The organism is Streptacidiphilus neutrinimicus, from assembly GCF_000787815.1.
Taxonomy (GTDB): domain Bacteria; phylum Actinomycetota; class Actinomycetes; order Streptomycetales; family Streptomycetaceae; genus Streptacidiphilus; species Streptacidiphilus neutrinimicus.
In genome coordinates this window covers 27,951-48,828 of the sequence record NZ_BBPO01000011.1, presented here as the reverse complement: position 1 = coordinate 48,828, position 20,878 = coordinate 27,951, and the positions used below count along the sequence as shown (strand labels likewise).

The window sequence follows — 20,878 nt, the reverse complement described above, 5'->3', positions numbered from 1 at the left end:
GGGTCCGGCTCCGGCCGTACGGCCTGGAGGATACGGACCCGCCTCGGTCTGGCGCCGGTCGACAGGGCCTCGGTACGGCGCCGTGGCATGGGGGCGAACGGACGGTTGGTCGAGTGTCAGGGGCCGACCGGCCCAAGCGGTTGCGCCGGGGTGACAGTGAGACTGGAGCTTGTGAGCATAACCGGCACGCCCTTGCTGGACCACGCGCAGTGCCTGGCCCTACTGGCGGCCTGCCCCTACGGGCGGTTGGTCTTCACCGAGCAGGCGCTTCCCGTCGTCGTCCCCGTCTCCTGCCTGCTGGACCCGGACGGTCTGGTGATCGGCGACGGCGGGGACCGACGCCTGGACCACTTGGGCGACGGCGACGTCGTCGTCTTCCAGGCCGACAGGCCCGATCCGCGGGGCCGGTGCACCGAGAGCGTCGCGGTCACCGGACACGTCGAGCGCATCCGCGATCCGGCGGAGATCGGGCGCCTGTCCGCGGCTGCGTCCGAGGGGCGCTGGCATCCGGGCGCGGACGAGCGGGTCCTGCGGCTGACGCCCGCGGTCGTGCACGGCCGCCGCTACCGTCTCCTGCCGGGCTGACCACACGTGACGCAATCCGAGCGGTCACGTGCCCGTGTTCGGCGCGATACTGGTGACGCACGACGTCCGCCGGGAGCGCGAGCATGCCTGCGTCCACCAATCCATCCGAGGGGCCGGACCCACCGGCCAGGGACACGCCTGGGTCGCGTCCCTGGCACCTGCGCTTCCCCGACCCCGCCCGGCTGGAGCTCGACCAGTTAGTGGACAGCCTCCTCGCGACGGCGCAGGAGGTGCAGCGCACCCAGGGCCGGGTCCGCGCGTTGCTGCGCGCGGTCATGACCGTGACCAGCGAGAGCGACCTGGCCGAGGTGCTGAGTCAACTGGTCACCTCGGCGCACGACCTGACCGGCGCGGCCTGGGTCGCCCTGGTGCCGGACGGCTCCCTCGGCCCGGTCCACGAGAAGCTGATCCACACCGGGACGCCGGAGCCCGGGCGCCGCGCCCGGATCAGTGCGGCCCTCCCGGCGCTCGCGGGTCTTCTCACGGACCACGAGCTCGCGCGTGTGGACGACGCGACGACGCTTGCCGCGGGCGACCCACCGGCGGTTGCGCTGCTCGCCCTGGCCATCCCCGGAAACGGCGGACGCGCGGCGAGCCTGTATCTGGCCGACAAGCCGTATTCCGGGCACTCTCCGGGGCCGTTCACCGCCGAAGACGAGGAACTGCTGCAAGTTCTGGCGTCGGCGGCGGGCATGGCCATCGACCACGCCCTGCTGCTGGAGCAGACCCGACTGAGGGAAGCCTGGCAGCACGCCCTCACCGAGATGACCGCGGCGATCCTCAGCGACCCCGACAGCGACCACGCCCTCCAGCACATCGCCGAGCAGGCGCTGGTGGTCGCCGACGCTGACACCGCCGTGGTCACCCTGCACGAGCCTGCGGATGACGTACTGGTCGTTCGTGCCGCCGCCGGGACCGGCAGCGCCACCCTGCTCGGCCTGACCCCACCTCTGGACGCCTCGCTCGTCGGACACGCCTACACCATCGGAGAGCCCCAGATGATCGATGACGCCAGGACCGGCCCCCGCACCGCGGGCGCGCCCCCGTCCGGCGCCGACCTGGGACCCACTATGGCCGTCCCTCTCCGTGACAAGGGGCGTCCGGTCGGCACGCTGTCCGTCGCCCGCGCCGCGGGACGCCGGCGCTTCGGCCGAACCGAACTGGACCTGCTGGCCGCCTTCGCCACCCAGGCCGCGCTGGCCAGGCGCCTGGCCGCGCACCGAAGCGACGACGAAGAGCTCAAACTCCTGCAGGACCGCGACCGCATCGGTGCCGACCTGCGTGAGCGCACCATCCGGGACATCTACGCCATCGGTCTCGACCTGCACAGCGTCGCGCTCCGTCTCGACCCCGACCGCCAGCAGCGACTTCTCCGGGCAGTGGAGCGCATCGACATCGTCATCAAGGACATCACCACGACGGTCTTCGATCTCCGCGCCGATCCCGAACGCTGAATCATCCGCTGGTTCGTCTGTTCCGGCTGAGTCAGTCAGCGGGTTCCACCACGGCTCCGGGGCACGGGGTCGGGCTCTCCGGTTCGGACTTCACGCCCGGAGAGCCGGCTCGGCCGGATGCTCACCCACACCGGCCGATCGCCGCCCGCCCAGGGTGTCGGTTGCATCCGTTCGGCGAGGCCGGCCAGTTGCTCCGGATCGGTGATCCGTTCGGCGACGCCGATGCCCAGCACGCTCCAGCCGGAGCTGCGACCGTCGTCGATCCGGTCGACCTCGAAGCCGACCTCGTGTCCGACCGCGTGGGCGAGGACGCCTTCCTCGCCGGTTCGGAAGATCACCGTGCGGTCGACGATCCGGTAGTTCACGGGCAGCGCCGCCGGGCCCTCCGGCGTCACGAGCACCACCCTGCCGACGCCCCGGGCCGACACCCTGGCCCAGCACTCGTCGGGTGTGAGCTGCGCCAGGGAGGGCCGCTCGGCTGCCGTGGCGGAGCCCGGGGCCAGGTTCTCCCCACCGAGCAGCGCGCCGACCGAGGTCTGCAGAGCGTGGGCGAGCCGCATCAGTGCGCTGAGGTCGACAGGTACAGCGGTGGTCTCCAGATACTCGATGTAGTGGGGATCCATCTGCGCCCGTGCCGCCGTCTCCTCACGCGTGAGCCCGAGCTCCTCACGGCGCCGGGCGACGTGGCGCCCGACGTCGCCGGGGTCGTCCACGCGCGGTTGCCGGGTACGGGCCGTTTCATGGTTCGACATGGTCCGCCTCCCGGGCGGCGAGGGTTGCTGCTCCACCCACCCTCGCCCCGTTGGATCCACTGCCGACAGGGCCGGTCGGGCCTGGCGGGGCCGCCGGTGGTCCCCGCCGGTTGCGCCTGTGCGCCCAGGGGGCGCGGCGCGGATCGCAGGGGCAGCCGGCGGCAGCAACACGCGTGGGACGCGATCCCCGTCCGCTTCCGCGGACCACGGGCCGGCGCGCCAGGACAGGAGCTCGGGCGACTGCGGCATCGCTCACCCGGATCACGGACCTGCCGCCGAGGTTCGCCAGGGTCGGCCTCGGCCGGCCTCCGCACGGCCGGGGCGCGGAGCCCGTGGTTGTGGCGGACAGTGGTGGGGGAAAGCGGCGACGAGGAGGACGCCCACCCCCGGGTTCGGCGGCTTTCGGGAGACGGTCACGGCAGCCGGCCTTCGCACGACAAGAGGACGCTGATGCCGAACGGGAGGTCCGGATGACCGGGCACTGGCTCGCCAGGCCGCGGGCACGGTAGCCGTGCGCATCGGCGTCCTTACCAGCGGCGGCGACTGTCCCGGACTGAATGCCGTGATCCGTTCGGTGGTTCATCGGGCGGTCACCGGCTACCGCGACTCCGTGGTCGGGATCCAGGACGGCTACCGTGGCCTGCTGGAAGGCGAGGTGCGGCCGCTCGGCCTGGCTGACGTGCACGGCATCCTCGGGCGCGGGGGCACCGTCCTCGGCTCCGCCCGAGTCGAACCAGCGCGGGTGCGCGAGGCCGTCGAGCGCAGCGCGGAGCTCGCCTCCGGGCTGGGAATCGACGCCCTGATCGCGATCGGCGGCGACGGGACCCTGACCGCGGCGCATTTGTTCAGCCAGGCAGGGCTCCCCGTCGTCGGGGTGCCCAAGACCATCGACAACGATGTCGAGGGCACCGACGCGACCTTCGGCCACGACACCGCGGTGTCGGTGGGAACCGAGGCCGTCGACCGGCTGAAGACCACGGCCGAATCGCATCAGCGGGTGATGGTGGTGGAGTTGATGGGCCGCCACACCGGGTGGATCGCGCTGCACGCCGGGATGGCGGGCGGCGCGCACGGCATCGTGATCCCCGAGCGGCCCTTCGACATGGAGGAGGTCTGCCGCCTCATCGACGCGCGCTTCGCCCGGGGAAAGAAGTTCACCGTGCTGGCCGTCGCCGAGGGGGCCACTCCCGCGCCCGGCACCATGGAGTTCCGCCACGGCGGCATCGACGTCTACGGCCACCAGCGGTTCGGCGGGATCGGGCATCGGCTGGCCGCCGAGGTCGAGCGCTGGCTGGGCAAGGAGGCGAGGCCGGTAGTGCTGGGACACGTGCAGCGCGGAGGTGCTCCCACGGCGCTCGACCGGGTCCTGGCCACGCGATTCGGGTGGCACGCCGTCGAGGCCGCCCACGCGGGCGTCTTCGGACACTTCACCGCGCTGCGCCGGACCCGGATCGAGCTGCTGCCTCTCGCCGAGATGGTGGGCCGGCTGCGGACCGTTCCGCCGGACCAGTGGGCCGAAGCCCGCGTCGTACTCTGATCTCGTCAGACCCCGGGCGCAGTGCATCCCGGCAGACGAGAGGTGTCATCGCCGGCTTCCCGTATGGCCCGAGGCTCCTGAACTTGCCCATGCCGTGGGCCAGGGACTTTGCGGCCATGCTGGGGGACTCCTCCGCGACCGATGCTGACCTTTTGCTGACCACGGAGGGTGCGACACACCCCTGAGCAGGGAAGAACCGCCAGGGTTGTGGTATGCCCGACATATTGCCATCAAGGTCGGGAACGACCATGCTTCTACGCACGTAGATCCACGCTGAAGGCGAGGCGCCGCACATGTCGGAATCCGTCAGCAGGTCGATGCAAGGGTCCGGGGCCATGCAGGGAGTGCCACGCGTGGTGCGCGCGGCGCTCGTGCAGGCGAAGTGGACCGGGGACACCGAGTCCATGGTCGAAGTGCACGAGCGGTACGCGCGGGACGCGGCCGCGCAGGGTGCGCAGGTGATCGGGTTTCAGGAGGTGTTCAACGCCCCCTACTTCTGTCAGGTGCAGGAGCCGGAGCACTACCGATGGGCCGAGCCCGTGCCGGACGGGCCCACCGTGACGCGGATGCGCGAGCTCGCGCGCGAGCTGAACATGGTGATGGTCGTGCCCGTGTACGAGGTCGAGCAGTCGGGCCTCTACTACAACACCGCCGCCGTCATCGACGCCGACGGCAGCTACCTCGGCAAGTACCGCAAGCACCACATCCCGCAGGTCCACGGGTTCTGGGAGAAGTACTACTTCCGTCCCGGCAACCTCGGCTGGCCGGTGTTCGACACGGCCGTCGGCCGGGTCGGGGTGTACATCTGCTATGACCGGCACTTCCCGGAGGGCTGGCGTGCGCTCGGGCTCGCGGGGGCCGAGATCGTCTACAACCCCTCCGCCACCAGCCGCGGGCTCTCCGCGTACCTGTGGCAGCTGGAGCAGCCGGCAGCGGCCGTCGCCAACGAGTACTTCATCGCGGCGATCAACCGCGTCGGGGTGGAGGAGTACGGGGACGACGACTTCTACGGCACCAGCTACTTCGTGGACCCGCGCGGGCAGTTCGTCGGTGAGGTCGCCTCCGACAAGGAGGAGGAGCTGGTGGTCCGCGACCTCGACCTCGGGCTGATCCAGGAGGTCCGCAACCAGTGGGCCTTCTACCGCGACCGGCGCCCCGACGCCTACGGTCCGCTGACGGAGGCCTGACCGCCGATGCCCTACGACGAGACCGACAGCACGAACCACGAGGCAAAGAGCCTGCTCGACCGGCACCGGGCGGTCACCCCGTCCTGGCTGGCGCTGTACTACCGCGAGCCGCTGGAGCTCACGCACGGCGAGGGCCGGCACGTCTACGCCTCCGACGGCCGCCGCTACCTGGACTTCTTCGGCGGCATCCTCACCACGATGACCGCCCACGCGCTGCCCGAGGTGACCAAGGCCGTCGCCGACCAGGCCGGGCGGATCCTGCACACCTCGACGCTGTACCTCTCCTCGCCCATGGTCGAGCTGGCCGAGCGGATCGCCGAGCTGTCCGGCATCCCCGACGCCAAGGTCTTCTTCACCACCTCGGGGACCGAGGCCAACGACGCGGCGCTGCTGCTCGCCACCGGCTACCGCCGCTCGAACCAAGTGCTGGCCGTGCGCAACAGCTACCACGGGCGGTCCTTCTCCACCATCGGCATCACGGGCAACAGCTCCTGGTCGCCGACCAGCCTCTCGCCGCTGCAGACGCTCTACGTGCACGGCTCGATCCGGACGCGCGGCCCGTTCGCGCACCTGGACGACGCCGCGTTCGTCGAGGCCTGCACGGCCGACCTGGAGGACATGCTCGGGCAGGTCGGCGGCCCCGTCGCCGCGCTGATCGCCGAGCCGATCCAGGGGGTCGGCGGGTTCACCTCCGGGCCGGACGGGCTGTTCGCCGCGTTCAAGCGGGTGCTGGACCGGCACGGGATCCTGTGGATCAGCGACGAGGTGCAGACCGGCTGGGGCCGCACCGGCGACCACTTCTGGGGCTGGCAGGCCCACGCGGACGCCGGGCCGCCCGACGCGCTGACCTTCGCCAAGGGGCTCGGCAACGGCCTGTCCATCGGCGGTGTGGTGGCCCGCGCCGAGCTGATGGACTCCCTGGGCGCCAACTCCATCTCCACCTTCGGCGGCAGCCCCGTCACCACGGCCGGGGCCCTGGCCAACCTGCGGCACCTGCTGGAGCACGACCTGCAGGGCAACGCCCGGCGCGTCGGGGCGGTGCTGCGCGAGCGGGTGGAGGCCGGGGCGCGGCACCTGCCCGTCGTCCGCGAGGTGCGCGGGCGCGGACTGATGCTCGGCATCGAACTGGTGGACCGCGCGGGCGAGCCGAGCGCGGCCGCCGCGGCGATGGCCCTGGAACACGCGCGCGACCTGGGCCTGCTCATCGGCAAGGGCGGCCCGCTCGGCAACGCGCTGCGCATCGCCCCGCCGCTGTCGCTGACCGTCGACGAGGCGGAGCAGGGCGCGGAACTGCTGGTGCAGGCGCTCGACCGGGCGCAGAAGGAACTGTGGGCGATCGAGGAGGCGCTGTGACGCACGGACGGACCGTCATCCGCAACGGGCTGGTGATCACCGCCGCCGACGAGCTCCATGTCGACGTCCTCATCGACGGCGAGCGCGTGGTCGCCCTCGCGGCGACAGGGAGCCCCGAGGCCCGGGCGTGGCAGGCGGACGCGACGATCGACGCCACCGACTGCTACGTGATCCCCGGCGGCGTGGACGCGCACACGCACATGGAGCTGCCCTTCGGCGGCACCTTCGCGTCCGACACCTTCGAGACCGGCACGCGGGCGGCCGCCTTCGGCGGCACGACCACGATCGTGGACTTCGCCGTGCAGAGCGTCGGCCACAGCCTGCGCGAGGGCCTGGACGCCTGGCACGCGAAGGCGCAGGGCAACTGCGCGATCGACTACGCCTTCCACATGATCATGTCGGACGTCACCGAGCAGTCGCTGAAGGAGATGGACCTCCTCGTCGAGGAGGGCGTGACCAGCTTCAAGCTGTTCATGGCCTACCCTGGCGTCTTCTACAGCGACGACGGCCGCATCCTGCGGGCGATGCAGCGCTCCGCCGGGAACGGCGGGCTGATCATGATGCACGCGGAGAACGGGATCGCCATCGACGTCCTGGTCGAGCAGGCCCTCGCCGCCGGGCACACCGACCCCCGCTACCACGGCGAGGTGCGGCGCGAGCTGCTGGAGGCCGAGGCGACGCACCGGGCGATCCAGCTCGCCCGGGTGGCCGGCTCCCCGCTCTACGTCGTGCACGTCTCGGCCGAGCAGGCCGTCACCGAGCTCGCGCAGGCCCGCGACCTGGGGCTGAACGTCTTCGGCGAGACCTGCCCGCAGTACCTGTTCCTGTCGACGGACAACCTGGCCGAGCCGGACTTCGAGGGCGCCAAGTACGTCTGCTCGACGCCGCTGCGGCCCAAGGAGCACCAGGCGGCGCTCTGGCGGGGCCTGCGGACCAACGACCTGTCGGTGGTCTCCACCGACCACTGCCCGTTCTGCTTCGTCGGCCAGAAGGACCTGGGCCGCGGGGACTTCTCGAAGATCCCCAACGGCCTGCCGGGCGTGGAGAACCGGATGGACCTGCTGCACCAGGCCCACCTGGACGGCCACATCTCGCGCCGCCGCTGGATCGAGCTGGCCTGCGCGACGCCCGCCCGGATGTTCGGCCTCTACCCGCGCAAGGGCACGATCGCGCCCGGTGCGGACGCGGACATCGTCATCTTCGACCCGCGCGAGCGCTACACCATGTCGGCCGCCACCCACCACATGAACGTCGACTACTCCGCCTACGAGGGGCGCCAGGTCACCGGCCGCGCCCGCACGGTCCTGTCGCGCGGTGCGGTCGTCGTCGACCGCGGCGAGTACCTCGGCCACGCCGGCCACGGCACCTTCGTGCCCCGGGCCACATGTCAGTACCTGCACTGAATCCCGCGAGCCATCCCCGCACCGCACCACTGAAAGGCCCCGCATGGACATCGGCCTCGTGCTCCAGACCGACCCTCCGGCCCGTCTGCTCGTCGAGCGGATGAAGCGCGCGGAGGCGGCCGGGTTCACCTACGGCTGGACCTTCGACTCCTGCGTGCTGTGGCAGGAGCCGTTCGTGATCTACAGCCAGATCCTCGCCAACACGGAGCGGCTGACGGTCGGCCCCATGGTCACCAACCCCGTCACCCGCACCTGGGAGGTCACCGCCTCCCTGTTCGCGACGCTGAACGACATGTTCGGCAACCGCACTGTCTGTGGCATCGGCCGCGGCGACTCCGCGCAGCGCGTCGCGGGCCGCAAGCCCGCCTCGCTGGAGCGGCTCGGGCAGGCGATGCACATCATCAAGGAGCTCGCCGAGGGGAGGGAGGCCGAGCTCGACGGGACGGCGATCCGGATCCCGTGGGTGGGGGCCGGGGCGAAGCTCCCGGTCTGGATGGGCGCCTACGGCCCGAAGGCGCTGGAGCTGACCGGCCGCCAGGCCGACGGCTTCATCCTCCAGCTCGCGGACGAGTTCCTGACGGAGTGGATGGTCAAGGCCGTGCGCCGCGCCGCCGAGGAGGCGGGCCGCGACCCGGACGCGGTGACCATCTGCGTCGCCGCACCCGCCTACGTCACCGACGGCAGCGAGGAGCAGCTCGCCCACGCGCGCGAGCAGTGCCGCTGGTTCGGCGGCATGGTCGGCAACCACGTCGCCGACCTCGTCGCCCGCTACGGCGAGCACTCGGGCATGGTCCCGGACGAGCTGACCGCCTACATCAAGGAGCGCCACGGCTACGACTACAGCCACCACGGCCGCGCCGGGAACCCGGACACGACCTTCGTCCCGGACGAGATCGTCGACCGGTTCTGCCTGATCGGCACCGCCGAGCAGCACGTCGCCAAGCTGGAGCGGCTGCGCGCGCTGGGCGTGGACCAGTTCGCCGTCTACGCGATGCACGACGCCGTGGACGACGTGATCGCCGCCTACGGGCAGGGGGTGATCCCGGCCGTCAGGCGTCCCTGAACCCGATGAGCCGTTTGACCGCCGCCCGCGCGCGGCGGTCGAAGGCCGTGAGCGGCAGCCGCTCGCGGTAGTAGGCGGGGGAGGGGACCGGGCGTGCGCCGAGGTTCTCCTTGAAGCGGGCGAGAGAGGAGCCGGCCCGGGCGTCGCCCATGTCGTAGACGAGGCACCCGGCCGCGCACGCGTCCTCGACGGCGAGCCGGTGCAGCAGTTGGTTGGCGTGGACCGGCCCGGCCACGCTGCGGTCCATGGCCCCGCGCCAGTACTTGGCGTGGGTGCCGTGACGCAGCACCACGATCGCGGCGGCGGGCTGTCCCTCGACGCTCGCCAGCCAGATCGCGCAGGACTCGCCGAACCGCTCGGCCACCGCCTCCAGCAGGCGCGGCGGCTCGTCGCGCCGCTGACGCCAGCGGGCGAGCGTGAGCGGCTCGTGCTGCTGCTCGGCCCACCGGGCCACCGACTCCCGGTGGAGCCGCTGGAAGAGCGGCACCAGGCGCCCGGTGCGGTCCACCGTCACCTCGACCGCGGCGCGCTCGGCGCGGCGCACGCCCTGGCGCACGGACGGGTGGAAGCGGCGCGACCACACCGCGTCGAAGCCGGGGGAGAGGTCCAGCAGGTAGGTGGTGCGCTCGACGGTCGCGAACCCTCCTGACGCCGTCGCCTCCCAGACCGACCCGGCCAGGGGGGCCGAATCGGCGGAGGAGGCCGAGCCGGCCGAGTCGACCCGGAACGAGGCAGTGGTGCGGGGGTTGAACCGAACCGCGACGCGCAGCGCGGGCCGCGCGGCCAGGTCGGCGAGGACGAGATGCGCACGGCCCGCGTCCGGAGCGCCGTCAAGGCCCACGGCCCCGCCCACACCCCACCTGGGCCAGGATTCCTCCGCCAACAGCCCGGGCAGGCGGCCACGGTGCCGCACCATCGGCACCAGCAGGTGGCCACCGTCGGAGAATCGGTAGAGCCGGCTCGCGTCCACGAACGGCCAGGCGTCGCAGAGGCAGTCGAGCCAGGTCGGGGTCTGCGTGACCAGAGCCAGCTCGTCGCGGCGAAGCAGGTCCCACCACACGTCCCGGGTCGCAGGACTGGTCACCTCGACAGCACAGGACGGGGTGCCGTGGAGGTGGAAGCTGGGCACGCCCTCGCTCCTCTCCGGTCGAACCCGCCGGGAAGCCGGGTGACTCCCGTACGATCATGTCTGATTAGCGCCGAATGTGCCTCTTATGCCATATGGTCAAACTGGCTTGTCTGTCTGCTGTGGGAGGCTGCGTGCCCACGAAACACCAGGTTGTAAGCCCGGCGCCCAGGTCGGAATGGATCAGCCTGCTGGCGAGCGACCCAGCCTCGTCGGTCTTCCAGACCCCGGCCTGGTTCGATTCCGTGATCGAACTGACCGGTGCCCGGGATGCCAGTCGGCTCTACACGACCGGGGACGGGCGCTCTCTGCTGCTCCCCTTGCTGCGTCGCAGTCCTGTGCCGGGGATCGCCTTCGACGCAGCGTATCCGCACCGCATGGGCCCTGGAGGGCTGCTGGCGACGGGTGGGCCGCAACCGGCCGACGTGAGGCTGGTCCTGTCCGACCTGCTCGGCGGACGACCGGCCGGGGTGCGGATCTCGGTGATGCACGACGTGACGGACCGCTGGGAACAAGGCCTCGTGCCCGGCGTCGACGCGATCCGGTCCCACGTGCACGTGCTCGATCTGGACGGAGGCTTTTCCCGTGTCTGGGGTGAGCGGTTCCACGCCTCCACGCGGAAGAACGTGCGCAAGGCCGAACGCTCGGGTGTCACCATCGAACGGGACCTGACGGGTCTGCGGGTCCCGGACTTCTACGACGTCTACATGCGATGGTCGGCGGAGCGGGCCCAGAAGTCGGGTGTTCCCTGGCCTCTCGCGGCCGCTCTGGCACGCCATCGGGAGCCTCTGCCGATGTTCGAGGCCCTTGCGAAGTCCCTGGAAGGGGCATGTCGCATGTGGCTGGCGCGTTACGACGGCGAGCCGGTGGCGGGGTTGATGACCTTCGTCTACCGGGATCACGCCGTCTCGTTCCGCAGTTACTCCGTGAAGAAGTTCGCGTCCCTGCGAGCCGGTTTGCTGCTCCAGCGGACCGCGATCGAGGATGCCTGCGACCATGGTTGCCGTTTCTACAGCATGGGCATGTCGGGAGGGGTCGCCGCGCTCGAGGCCTACAAGGAAGCGATGGGCGCCGTTCCCCGCACCGTGCTCGAATGCCGCATGGAACGCCTGCCCCTCGGCCGCCTTGAGAATCTGCGAAGCAGGGCGGAATCGACCGTAGCGCGCATGCTGGCCAACCTTCGCGGCGCCCGCGCAACCTAGCCGGTCGGGCCACTGTGCCGTGAGGTGGTGGGCGGCGGGCCGGGGCTCCAGGCATCCGGTTCTGCCCAATTGGTGACCTTATGGGCATAAAATGGGCGAATCTGATCCGGGCCGAGGACGGGAGCCCGCCGGTGGTGAGCACCGGAGCCAGTGCATCGACCGCCGCGAAGCATTCGCTGCGGTCACGCAGCAGGGCGCTCGTGGCGGCAGCTGCCAGATACGACCCCCTGCTGCGCAACGGCCATCTGCTCACCCTCAGTTCCGCGCTGACCGCGCTCTTCGGCGCGCTCTACTGGGCGCTGGGCGCCCACTGGTACACCCCCGACGAGGTCGGCCGGAACTCCGCCGCGGTCTCCGCGATGATGTTCCTCGGCGGTGTGGGCCAGCTGAACCTGGCCAACGCGATGGTCCGCTTCGTGCCCTCGGCGGGTCCGCGCACCGGACGGCTGGTCGGCCGGGCCTATCTCGTCGCCGCCGCGGTGACGCTGCTGCTCGCCGCAGGGTTCGTGGCGCTGGTCCCGCACCTCTCACCCGGGCTGGACTTCCTCCACACCTGGAGTCTGGGCCTCTGGTTCGTCCTCGCGACCGGCGGCTACGCCATCTTCAACCTCCAGGACGGCGTCCTCACCGGCCTGCGCCGTGCCGACTGGGTGGCGCTGGAGAACGGGCTGTTCTCGGTCGAGAAGATCGGCTTGCTGGCGGTCTTCGCCGCAGTCGGCACGGCGAGCGGCATCCTGGTCTCCTGGATGGTCGGTCTCGCGCTCTCGCTTGTGTTGACCAACCTCTTCGTCTTCGCGCGGGCTCTGCCCCGTCACGAACGCGCTGCGCCGCAGCCGGCCGCGGACACCTCCGGGCTCACGCTCGGCTACGTCGCGGCCGACTACGTGGGCGCGATGTGCTGGCTGGCCGCCGTCAACCTGCCGCCCGTGATCGTGCTCAACCGGCTCGGCGCCGCCGACAGCGCGTACTTCGCGCTGGCCTGGTTGGTGCCGCTGGCGCTCTATGCCTTCAGCGTCAACATGGGCTACTCGCTCATCGTGGAATCCGCACGGGACGTCACACGGCTGGAGGACTACCGGCGGGTGCTGCGACACGCGGGCCGGGTGCTGGCCCTCGCGGTGGTGGCGGTACTCGCCGTCTCGCCCTGGGCACTGCGCCTGTTCGGCCCCGCCTACGCCCAGCACGGCCTGGTGGCACTGTGGCTGCTGACGCTGTCCGCGCTGCCGAACCTGCTCAACACGACCGTGGTCGCCCTGTCGCGGGCGCGGCGCCGGATGCGCGTCGTGGTGGGCGTGCTCGCGGGCCTCGCGCTGCTGGTGCTCGGACTGACGGAGCTGCTGCTCCCGGTCCTCGGCATCACGGGCGCGGGCGCCGCCTGGCTGATCGGGCAGAGCCTGGTCGCGGCGGTGCTGCTGTGGCGGCGCGACTGGTGGCTGCCCGCCCCGACGCCCCGGCCGCCGACGTGAACCGGCTCGACTCGCCCGGCGTAAACACGGGGTGCACCCTTGAACGAAGAGTGCCTGCGGAGGAGGACGCCGTACCGACCGGCTTCCCGGGAGCCCGATGATGAGCCCGACCAGGAGCGAGGCCAGCCCGACGGGCGCGGCCGGGGCCCGGGCCGGGCGCGGGCAGGAGGGCGGTCCGGTGCCCGACCCGTTCGCGACCCTGGACGAGGCGCTGGCCGGGCTGTGCTCGGCGCTCGCGGCGGACGAGTGGCTGGACGCGTTCCTGTGGGCGGCGGGGGCCTCGCAGATCGTCGAGGACCGCATCGACGGCGTCACCTGGCCGCCGCGCCGCCTGCTCGTCCACCTGGCCCGTCACAGCGGCGACGGTCCCGGGGTCCGTCCCGCGCTGCGCCTCGCCTCCCGCGCGCTCGACGCCGTCGGCGCGGGGTACCGCGCCGCCCCGCCGACCCGGGCGCTGCGCGCCTGGGCGGCCGAGGCGACGCGCGTGACGGTGACGCTCGCCGGCCTGGCCCTGGGGCACGACCCCGGACCCGTCACCGCCGGGCGCGTGCTGGCCGGACCCGGACGCGTCGCGCAGCTGGTCGGACGGGAGCTGCTCCGGCCGCCGGCGTGCTTCCGCAGTTTCGACCAGCACCCGGAGGACATGGCCGAACTGGCCCGCCGCTTCGCCCTGGTCTACCCGGCCCGTGAGCCGCCGCTGCTGGTGCTCGGCGTGCGGACCTCCGGCAGCTACCTCGCGCCGTTGCTGGCCGCGGCCCTGCGGGGCCTCGGGTACCGCCGCGTGGCCGTGGCCACGACCCGTCCCGGTGTGCCGCCGCCGCGCGGAGCGGCGTCCGCCGCGCGCGTGCTGCTGGTGGACGACCCGCCGGTCACCGGCGGCGCACTCGCCGACGTGGCGGCCGCGCTGGAGCGCGCGGGAGTCCCCGCGCCCGCGATCGTCCCCGTCTTCGCCTGCTTCGGCGACCCGGCCCTCGTCCCCGACCGGCTGGCCCGCCTCGACTGCGTGACGCTGCCCGGATCCGCCTGGCACGTGCCGGCCCTGCTCGCGCCGCGCGCGCTCGCGGGGCTGGTTCCGCGGCTGCTGGGGGACGTCCGGGTGCTCGGCGTTCGGGCGGCCGAGCCCGGGCCCGTCGCGCGCGGCGGACACCTGTCCGTGCCCCTCACCGCGGTCGTCGCACACCCCGACGGCGCGCGCGAGGAGCTCGCCCTGTGCGCCGAGTGGACGGGCGTCGGCCGCTTCGGACGCCTCGCCCCCGCCACGGCCGCCGCCCTCGACGGCTTCGTCCCCCGCGTCCGCGGCTTCGCCGACGGCGTGCTGCTCAGCGACCGTCCGAACGGTGGTCGGTCCGACCCGGGCGACCCGTCCGGTGGTGCGCGGCAGCCCGTCACACCGCGCGAGGTCGCCGTCTACCTCGCCGAGCGCGAGCGCCGGCTGCCGCTGCACGAGGACCGCAGCGGACGGCTCGGCGGACGCGACCCCGTCTGGGAGTCCGCCGCCCGCACTCTGGCGCCCGCGCTCGGCCGGGCCGCGGTGCTGCTGCGGCCCGCGCTCGTCCAGCCGCTGACACGGTGCCTGCTCGCGTCGGCGCCCCGGCCCTGCCTCGTCGACGGCCGCACCGCTCCCGAGCACTGGGCGACCGACCCCGCCGGAGCCCGCCGCAAGCTGGACTGGGCCGAGGGCGGCTTCGCCAGCCTCGACCTGGCCTGCTACGACGCCGTCTACGACCTGGCCGGAGCGGTCGCCCACGGGCCGCCGGACGACGAGGCCGAACGGGAACTGCTGCGCCACTACGCCGAGCTGACCGGCCGTCGCGTCGACCCGGCGCGCTGGTTCCTGTTCCAGCTGGTCCAGGCCCGCAACACCGTTCGGCTCACGCCCGGCGCGGACGGGCAGGACGGCCCGGCGCTGCGGGCCCGCGCACGACGCGCGCAGGCCAGAGCCGCGCAGCGGTTCCTCGCCGACGCCCTGCTGGCCGACCTCGACGAGCGGCCGCCCGCGTCCGAGCCGCGCGGCTGGTGCGTGCTCGACGTCGACGGCGTGCTGGAGACCGACGTCCTCGGCTTTCCGGCCGCCTCACCGCTCGGGGTCACCGCGTTGCGCGCCCTGCGCGCCCACGGCTACCGGCCGCTGCTGGCCACCGGCCGCTCGCTCACGGAGGTACGCGACCGCTGCGCCGCCTACGGCCTGGCGGGCGGCGTGGGGGAGTACGGAGCCACCTGCGTCGACGCGGGCAGTGGCCGCGTCCGTGTCGCTCTCGACGACGCCCGGCGCGGCCGGGGTGACGGCGGGCTGGGCTCCCTGCTCGCCTCGCGGCCCGGCCACGAGACCGACCCGCTGTCGCACTGGTGCGTGCGCGCCGCGATCCGCCACCCGGACGGGCGGCGCACCGGCCTGCCCGAGCAGGAGACCGCCGAGCTGCTGAGCGAGCCTCGGTTCGGCCGTCTTTTCGACGCCGTACCCGGCGACGCGCAGACCGACTTCGTCCCGCGCGGAGCGGACAAGGCGAAGGGCGTGCGAGCGCTGCTCGCGTTGATGGGCGAGCCGGCGGAGCCGCCCGTGCTGGCCGTCGGCGACGGCCCCGCCGACCTGCCGCTGCTGCGCTGGGCGCGCAACGCGGCGGTGCCCGCGCACGCGCGGAAGTTGGCCGAGACCGGCATCCACGTCACCTCCGGCGCCTACCAGTCCGGCCTGGCCGACGCGGTCGCCGCGCTCCTCGGCCACCGCCCCGGACGCTGTCCCGTCTGCCGTCCGCCCTCGCTGCCGCACGAGACGCGAGCCGTGCTCGCGGTCCTCGCGCTCCCCGAGGCGGGCCGTCGCGGAGCCCTGACGCGCCTCGCCCGGCTGGCGCTGGAGAACGCGGACCTGACGGCCGCGCACGAACTGCAGACGCACGGCCTGGCGGCGCACGGCCTGTCGACGCACGGTCTGGACTGGCACGGCTTGGACCGGCACGGCCCGGACCGGCATCGCCCGACGGCGCGCGGCCCCTCGGCGCACCGGCGCGGGACGCACGCGAGGGACGGGGGCGAGGCCCGATGAGCGACGAAGGGCAGATGGTGACGCTCGGGGATCAGCTGCGCGGGTGGCTGCCCGTCCGCCGCCCGGCGGTGCTGCGGGGACCGGCCGAACGACGCCTCACGCGCCGACTCGCCCGGGCGTACCGGCCGGACGATCCGCCCGCCGCCCGGCGTCGCGGCAACGGCCTCGCCGACGTGCTCGTCCTGCAGCTCGACCAGCCGGGCCGGGGCGGCGTCGTGCTGAAGCACGCCCACAGCGCCCCTGCCGCCGCCGCGCTCGCCCGGGAATGGGAGGTGCTGACGCGCCTCCGGCACGACGAGCGGCTGGGCGCGTGGCGGCACCTGATCCCCGTTCCGCTCGACCGTCGTCTGGACGCGCCGCTGCCGCTGATCACCCAGAGCCTGCTGCCCGGCCGGGACGCCGAAGCCGTCCTGTCCGATGCCGACCCCGACACCGTCGACCGCGTCGCGCGCCTGGCCCTGTCCACGCTCGCCGTCTTCGGCCGCGCCTCCGTGCGGCCCGAGCCCAGCGCGGGGCGGACCAAGGCGTGGGTGACCGAGCCGCTGGCCGTCGTGCGCGACCGCGTCCCGTGGTGCCGCGCCGGCGCGAACGCCGCCGGGCTGACCGCCGTGGGCGAGCGGCTCGCCGCCTACCTGGACGGGCGCACGCTCGCCGTCGGCTGGGCCCACGGCGACTACCACCCGGGGAACCTGCTGCTGGACGAGCGGTCGAGCCGCGTGACCGGCGTCATCGACTGGGGAGAGGGCCGCGAGGACGGCCCGGTGGCCGTCGACGCCTGCACCTTCGTGCTGATGCTCCGCTGCCTGCGGACCGGGGCCGCCCTCGGCCCGCTCGTCGCGTCCATCCTGCGCGCAGGCGCGCTCACCCCCGACGACGCAACTCTTCTGGCCTCGGCCCGGCCGCCGGGCTCGGACGGCGGCGCCGATCCGGAGTCGATGCTGCTGGCCTGGCTCTGGCACGTCGCCGCCAACGTCTCGAAGTCGCCGCGCTACGGGCGCAGCCGGATCTGGTACCGCCGCGCGGTCGCGCCGGTGCTCGCGGAGGCGGTGCGATGGCCGGGGCGGTGAGCGTGAGCGCGGTGGGCGTGGGGCTGCGGCGGTACGCGCCCTGCGCGCCGCTGCCCACCGCGCTGGTGCTGTGGCTGGTGTCGCTGCGTCAGGTCGACCTGACCGGCATGGGCGACCTCGGCCTGCTCCAGGTCCTGACGCCGCTGTACTGGGTCGCCGTCGTCCTGCTGACCGTCGGCTTCGTCTTCACGCTCCGCGATCCCCGCCTCGGGCAGGGCTGGCTGGCCGGCTACGTGCTCGCGCTCATCGCGTTCATCCACGCGACGCCGTCGCTGCTCTACCCGACCCTGCGCTACGCCTGGGCCTGGAAGCACGTCGCCATCGTCGACGCGATGCTGCGGCACAACGGGTTGGTGCCGCACGCCGGGGATCTGGAGATCTACAACCAGTGGCCTGGGTTCTTCCTGCTCAATGTCGGCGTGCTCAAGGTCCTGGGCCTGTCGTCCCCGGTTTCCTACGCGGCGTGGGCGCCGCCGTTCGTCAACGCCCTGGTGCTGGTGCCGCTGCTGTGGCTGTACCGCTCGATCACGACGGACAGACGGGTAGTCTGGGCGGCGGTCTGGGTCTACTACTCCACCTCCTGGGTCGGTCAGGACTACTTCGCGCCTCAGGCGTTCGCGTTCATCTGTTACGCCTGGCTGATGGCGCTCGTGCTGCGCAGGCTCCCCGCCCTGGCGAGAGCGCCGGGTGAGCCCGGCCCCGGCTACCCGCCCGACCGTCCCGCCCGCGGCAGACGTTGGGGGTGGTCGCTGGCCGTCGTGCTGCTGCTCGACGCTGCGATCGTCTGCTCGCACCAGCTCACCCCGCTGATGGTGATCAGCAGCCTCGCGCTGCTGGCGGTGCCACGGCGCAACCGGCGCGTGGTGCTTCCGCCGCTCCTCGGCTCCATGGCGCTCACGGCTGCCTGGGGCGCGACCGTGGCGCGCCCCTATCTCTCGGCGAACCTCGGATCGTTCGTCTCCTCGCTGGCCAGCCCTGACGGGAACGTGGCCTCCGGATTCCGCAGCCTGGGCACCGCCGCTCCCGAACAGGTGCTGGTCGGCTGGGTGGACCGCGGTCTGTCCGCCGGGGTGTTCCTGCTGGGCGTCGCCTGCCTGGTGCTCAGGCCCTGGACCCGCCGCACGCCGGTCGTCTGGCTGTTCTTCTCGCCCCTGCCGCTCCTCGCCGCGAACGCCTACGGCGGTGAGATGCTCTTCCGCGCCTATCTGTTCTCGCTTCCTTACGCGGCGTTTCTCATCGGCGTGCTGTTGAGACCGCGCCTCAAGGTCCCGCCGGAACCCGCCCCTGCGCGGTGGCAAGTGCTGCGCAAAGCCGCGCTTCCCGCGATGCTGCTCGCCATGCTGGGTGGGCTGTTCTTCAGCTACTACGGCAAGGAGGCCATGAACTACTACACCCCCGGTGAAGTCGCCGCCACGCAACGGATGATCCAGGAGGCGCCGCCGGGGGCGGTGATCGTCGGCGTGACCGGGTCCGTGCCCGGCATCGACGAGCGTTACGAGGAGCACCCCGAGGTACGCCTGGTCTCGGCCCCGGGCGTCACCCAGGAGTTGCTGGTCGCCGACCCGGTGGCGGGTCTGCGCGAGAGCGTCGGTTTCGTGAAGCCGGGTACTCCCGTGTACCTGATCCTCAGCCGTGCGCAGACCTGGGAGCTCCGGTTGACCGGCGAGCTGCCCGGCGACACGGTCGCCCGACTGGCGGATGCCCTGGCGACCACCCCTGGATTCACACTGGTGTACCAAAATGCCGACGCGTCGGTGTACCGCTTCGCGGCGTGAGGAGGTGGCCGGGATGCGTGTGACACGGCGGACCGGTCCGATGGCATGGACCCGGATGGCGACGTGCCTGCTCGTCCTCTGGGTGAGTGCGGCGTGCGGGGCCACGTCGCCGGGCACCGGCTCCGCCGCTGCAGGGAGGCCGTCCACCGGGACGGCCGATCCCTCTGTGAGCACGCCGGCACCGGCCGCCGGGGCGGGCGGTTCCTGGCATCTTGTGTTCTCCGACGACTTCGGCGGCGGCTCGCTCGACAATGCGAGTTGGGCCACCTGCTACGACTGGAACGTCTCCGGCTGCACCAACGCGGGCAACCACGAACTGGAGTGGTACCTCCCCGGTCAGGTCTCCGTCTCCGGAGGAACGCTGCATCTGGACGCCACCCGTACGCCGACGAAGGGCAGTGATGGCAAGACCTATCCGTGGGCCTCCGGCATGGTCACCACCGGGCGCGACAACTGGGACGGGCAGCCCCGGCAGACCTTCCTGCACGGCTACTTCGCCGCAGCGATCCGCATCCCTTCGCAGAAGGGCATGTTCCCCGCCTTCTGGCTGCTCCCGGCCCAGCACGATGTCCCCCAGGAGATCGACATCGCCGAGTTCAGCGGCACCACCCAATTGGTGCAGAACACGCTCCACTGGCAGCTTCCTGACGGCACGCCCAAGCAGCGCCAGAGCTGGTTCGGCCCGGTCAACTTCCCGGCCGGTTTCCACGTCTTCGCGGTGGACTGGGAGCCGAACTCGGTTACCTGGTACGTCGACGGCATCGCCCGCTGGAAGATATCCAACCCCGCGGAGATTCCCAGCCTTCCTATGGAAATGATCCTCAACCTGGCTGTCGGGTACCCCTACGCGCCCCCGTCCGGCGTCAACCAGGCCCAGATGCAGGTGCAGTGGGTGCGGGTGTGGCAGCACTAGGCAGGGAAACGACTCGCCTCAGCGGGCGGAGGGCCGTACCGTCGCGGGCATGAGGCTGCTCTCCGTCAACATCGGCAAGCCGCGGCCCAACCCGTGGAAGCGGCTGCACGCGACAGGCATCGACAAGCGGCCCGTCGCCGTCCCCGTCTCCGTCGTCGCCCCTGGCCCCAAGGGCACCGGCGAGGTCGGTCTCGCGGGCGACCGCGTCTACGACGTCAAGCACCATGGCGGCCCGGATCAGGCCGTCTACGCCTATTCCCGCGAGGACCTCGACGGCTGGGCGGCCGAGCTGGGACGGCCGCTCGCCGAGGGCGTCTTCGGAGAGAACCTCACAACCCTCGGGGTCGACGTCAACGGCGCGCTGATCGGTGAGCGTTGGCGCATCGGGCCGGACGTGGTCCTGGAGGTGTCGTGCCCGCGGATTCCCTGCGCGACGTTCCAGGGGTGGCTGGAGCGCGAGGGCTGGATCAAGCGCTTCACCCGGGCCGCGGTGCCAGGCGCGTACCTGCGCGTGATCGAGCCGGGAGAGATCCGGGCCGGAGACCCCGTAGAGATCGTGCACCGGCCCGACCACGACGTCAGCGTGGCACTCGTCTTTCGTGCGATGACTCTCGAGCCTGACCTGCTCCCACGGCTGCTGGTCGCCGACGCGCTGCCCGAGGAAGCCCGAGAGGCGGCCCGCCGGCGCACGACCGCGTGACCGCGACGGAACGGCTCCCACGAGACGAGCGCGGGAGCCGTTGCAGGGGGACGGTTACGGCCACTCGTCCGAGAGGACGACGTCCATGTCGTCGAGGAACTCGTCGTCCGACATGTCGTCGTCGTCCGGGTCCTCGACCATGGCGAGGGCGTCGACGTCGTCATCCTGCGGGGTGATGCCGTTCTGCGGCATGGCGCACTCCTTGCTCGGTTCCTGGTGTGCGCGCCCAGCTCAGCAGGGGCGGGGGGCAGGTGC

Annotated in this window: 17 protein-coding genes; 14 read left to right on the top strand and 3 right to left on the bottom strand. The window is 72.6% G+C overall.

Annotated features, from left to right (window positions below):
* The first annotated feature begins 171 nt into the window (after positions 1-171).
* Positions 172-585 carry a pyridoxamine 5'-phosphate oxidase family protein gene (locus TR48_RS10060; protein ID WP_042365651.1) on the top strand — a complete coding sequence of 138 codons (414 nt, stop codon included), beginning with the start codon at positions 172-174 and terminating at the stop codon, positions 583-585.
* Between the two features lie 83 nt (positions 586-668).
* A complete protein-coding gene (locus TR48_RS10055; RefSeq protein ID WP_152627885.1) occupies positions 669-2,039 on the top strand; it encodes a GAF domain-containing protein in 1,371 nt (456 codons plus the stop codon).
* Between the two features lie 35 nt (positions 2,040-2,074).
* On the opposite strand, the gene TR48_RS10050 is transcribed toward TR48_RS10055, so the two are convergent.
* The gene (locus tag TR48_RS10050; protein WP_042365649.1) at positions 2,075-2,791 is read right to left on the bottom strand and encodes a helix-turn-helix domain-containing protein; all 717 of its coding nucleotides are present in this window, start codon (positions 2,789-2,791) and stop codon (positions 2,075-2,077) included.
* A gap of 511 nt (positions 2,792-3,302) precedes the next feature.
* On the opposite strand from TR48_RS10050, the gene TR48_RS10045 reads away from it, so the two are divergent.
* From TR48_RS10045 to TR48_RS10025, 5 genes are all read left to right on the top strand, one after another.
* Positions 3,303-4,328 (top strand): ATP-dependent 6-phosphofructokinase, encoded by a 1,026-nt coding sequence (locus TR48_RS10045; RefSeq protein WP_042365648.1) that lies wholly within the window; start codon positions 3,303-3,305, stop codon positions 4,326-4,328.
* Between the two features lie 344 nt (positions 4,329-4,672).
* On the top strand, positions 4,673-5,515 hold the full coding sequence (locus TR48_RS10040) for a nitrilase-related carbon-nitrogen hydrolase (RefSeq protein ID WP_152627897.1): 843 nt from the start codon (positions 4,673-4,675) through the stop codon (positions 5,513-5,515).
* Between the two features lie 6 nt (positions 5,516-5,521).
* Positions 5,522-6,868: an aspartate aminotransferase family protein gene (locus TR48_RS10035; RefSeq protein WP_042365645.1), complete on the top strand. Its 1,347-nt coding sequence runs from the start codon at positions 5,522-5,524 to the stop codon at positions 6,866-6,868.
* Positions 6,865-8,271, top strand: a complete 1,407-nt coding sequence (gene hydA / locus TR48_RS10030) for a dihydropyrimidinase (protein WP_042365644.1) — start codon at positions 6,865-6,867, stop codon at positions 8,269-8,271. Before TR48_RS10035 ends, hydA begins: the two co-directional genes overlap by 4 nt.
* Positions 8,272-8,314: 43 nt before the next feature.
* Entirely contained in the window at positions 8,315-9,334 is a 1,020-nt protein-coding gene (locus TR48_RS10025; protein WP_042365643.1) for a TIGR03842 family LLM class F420-dependent oxidoreductase, read from the top strand.
* On the opposite strand, the gene TR48_RS10020 is transcribed toward TR48_RS10025, so the two are convergent.
* Positions 9,321-10,463, bottom strand: a complete 1,143-nt coding sequence (locus tag TR48_RS10020) for a GNAT family N-acetyltransferase (RefSeq protein ID WP_042365642.1) — start codon at positions 10,461-10,463, stop codon at positions 9,321-9,323. The genes TR48_RS10025 and TR48_RS10020 overlap by 14 nt on opposite strands.
* Before the next feature lie 131 nt (positions 10,464-10,594).
* Between TR48_RS10020 and TR48_RS10015 the strand changes: the two genes are divergently transcribed.
* The 7 genes from TR48_RS10015 to TR48_RS09985 all read left to right on the top strand — a co-directional run bounded on the left by TR48_RS10015 (position 10,595) and on the right by TR48_RS09985 (position 20,623).
* Complete coding sequence (locus TR48_RS10015) at positions 10,595-11,662, top strand: GNAT family N-acetyltransferase (protein WP_042365641.1); 1,068 nt, start codon at positions 10,595-10,597, stop codon at positions 11,660-11,662.
* Between the two features lie 200 nt (positions 11,663-11,862).
* A complete protein-coding gene (locus TR48_RS10010; RefSeq protein WP_042365640.1) occupies positions 11,863-13,128 on the top strand; it encodes a lipopolysaccharide biosynthesis protein in 1,266 nt (421 codons plus the stop codon).
* Between the two features lie 100 nt (positions 13,129-13,228).
* A complete protein-coding gene (locus TR48_RS10005) occupies positions 13,229-16,168 on the top strand; it encodes a hypothetical protein (RefSeq protein WP_152627884.1) in 2,940 nt (979 codons plus the stop codon).
* Complete coding sequence (locus TR48_RS10000; protein ID WP_084729131.1) at positions 16,165-17,235, top strand: phosphotransferase family protein; 1,071 nt, start codon at positions 16,165-16,167, stop codon at positions 17,233-17,235. Before TR48_RS10005 ends, TR48_RS10000 begins: the two co-directional genes overlap by 4 nt.
* Positions 17,220-19,010 carry a hypothetical protein gene (locus TR48_RS09995; RefSeq protein ID WP_052442540.1) on the top strand — a complete coding sequence of 597 codons (1,791 nt, stop codon included), beginning with the start codon at positions 17,220-17,222 and terminating at the stop codon, positions 19,008-19,010. The genes TR48_RS10000 and TR48_RS09995 overlap by 16 nt, the downstream gene beginning before the upstream one ends.
* 166 nt (positions 19,011-19,176) lie before the next feature.
* Positions 19,177-19,923, top strand: a complete 747-nt coding sequence (locus TR48_RS09990) for a glycoside hydrolase family 16 protein (RefSeq protein ID WP_161789800.1) — start codon at positions 19,177-19,179, stop codon at positions 19,921-19,923.
* A gap of 49 nt (positions 19,924-19,972) precedes the next feature.
* Entirely contained in the window at positions 19,973-20,623 is a 651-nt protein-coding gene (locus tag TR48_RS09985) for an MOSC domain-containing protein (protein WP_042365636.1), read from the top strand.
* 54 nt (positions 20,624-20,677) lie between these two features.
* On the opposite strand, the gene TR48_RS43055 is transcribed toward TR48_RS09985, so the two are convergent.
* On the bottom strand, positions 20,678-20,815 hold the full coding sequence (locus TR48_RS43055) for a hypothetical protein (RefSeq protein WP_161789799.1): 138 nt from the start codon (positions 20,813-20,815) through the stop codon (positions 20,678-20,680).
* Positions 20,816-20,878: the final 63 nt, after the last annotated feature.

What these genes read in the sequence shown, in the direction of transcription:
- TR48_RS10025 (WP_042365643.1), top strand. Translation starts at nt 8,315, where the DNA reads ATGGACATCGGCCTCGTGCTCCAGACCGACCCTCCGGCCCGTCTGCTC.
- TR48_RS09985 (WP_042365636.1), top strand. Translation starts at nt 19,973, where the DNA reads ATGAGGCTGCTCTCCGTCAACATCGGCAAGCCGCGGCCCAACCCGTGG.
- TR48_RS09995 (WP_052442540.1), top strand. Translation starts at nt 17,220, where the DNA reads ATGGCCGGGGCGGTGAGCGTGAGCGCGGTGGGCGTGGGGCTGCGGCGG.
- TR48_RS10050 (WP_042365649.1), bottom strand. Translation starts at nt 2,791, where the DNA reads ATGTCGAACCATGAAACGGCCCGTACCCGGCAACCGCGCGTGGACGAC.
- TR48_RS10000 (WP_084729131.1), top strand. Translation starts at nt 16,165, where the DNA reads ATGAGCGACGAAGGGCAGATGGTGACGCTCGGGGATCAGCTGCGCGGG.
- TR48_RS10035 (WP_042365645.1), top strand. Translation starts at nt 5,522, where the DNA reads ATGCCCTACGACGAGACCGACAGCACGAACCACGAGGCAAAGAGCCTG.
- TR48_RS43055 (WP_161789799.1), bottom strand. Translation starts at nt 20,815, where the DNA reads ATGCCGCAGAACGGCATCACCCCGCAGGATGACGACGTCGACGCCCTC.
- TR48_RS10005 (WP_152627884.1), top strand. Translation starts at nt 13,229, where the DNA reads ATGAGCCCGACCAGGAGCGAGGCCAGCCCGACGGGCGCGGCCGGGGCC.
- TR48_RS10055 (WP_152627885.1), top strand. Translation starts at nt 669, where the DNA reads ATGCCTGCGTCCACCAATCCATCCGAGGGGCCGGACCCACCGGCCAGG.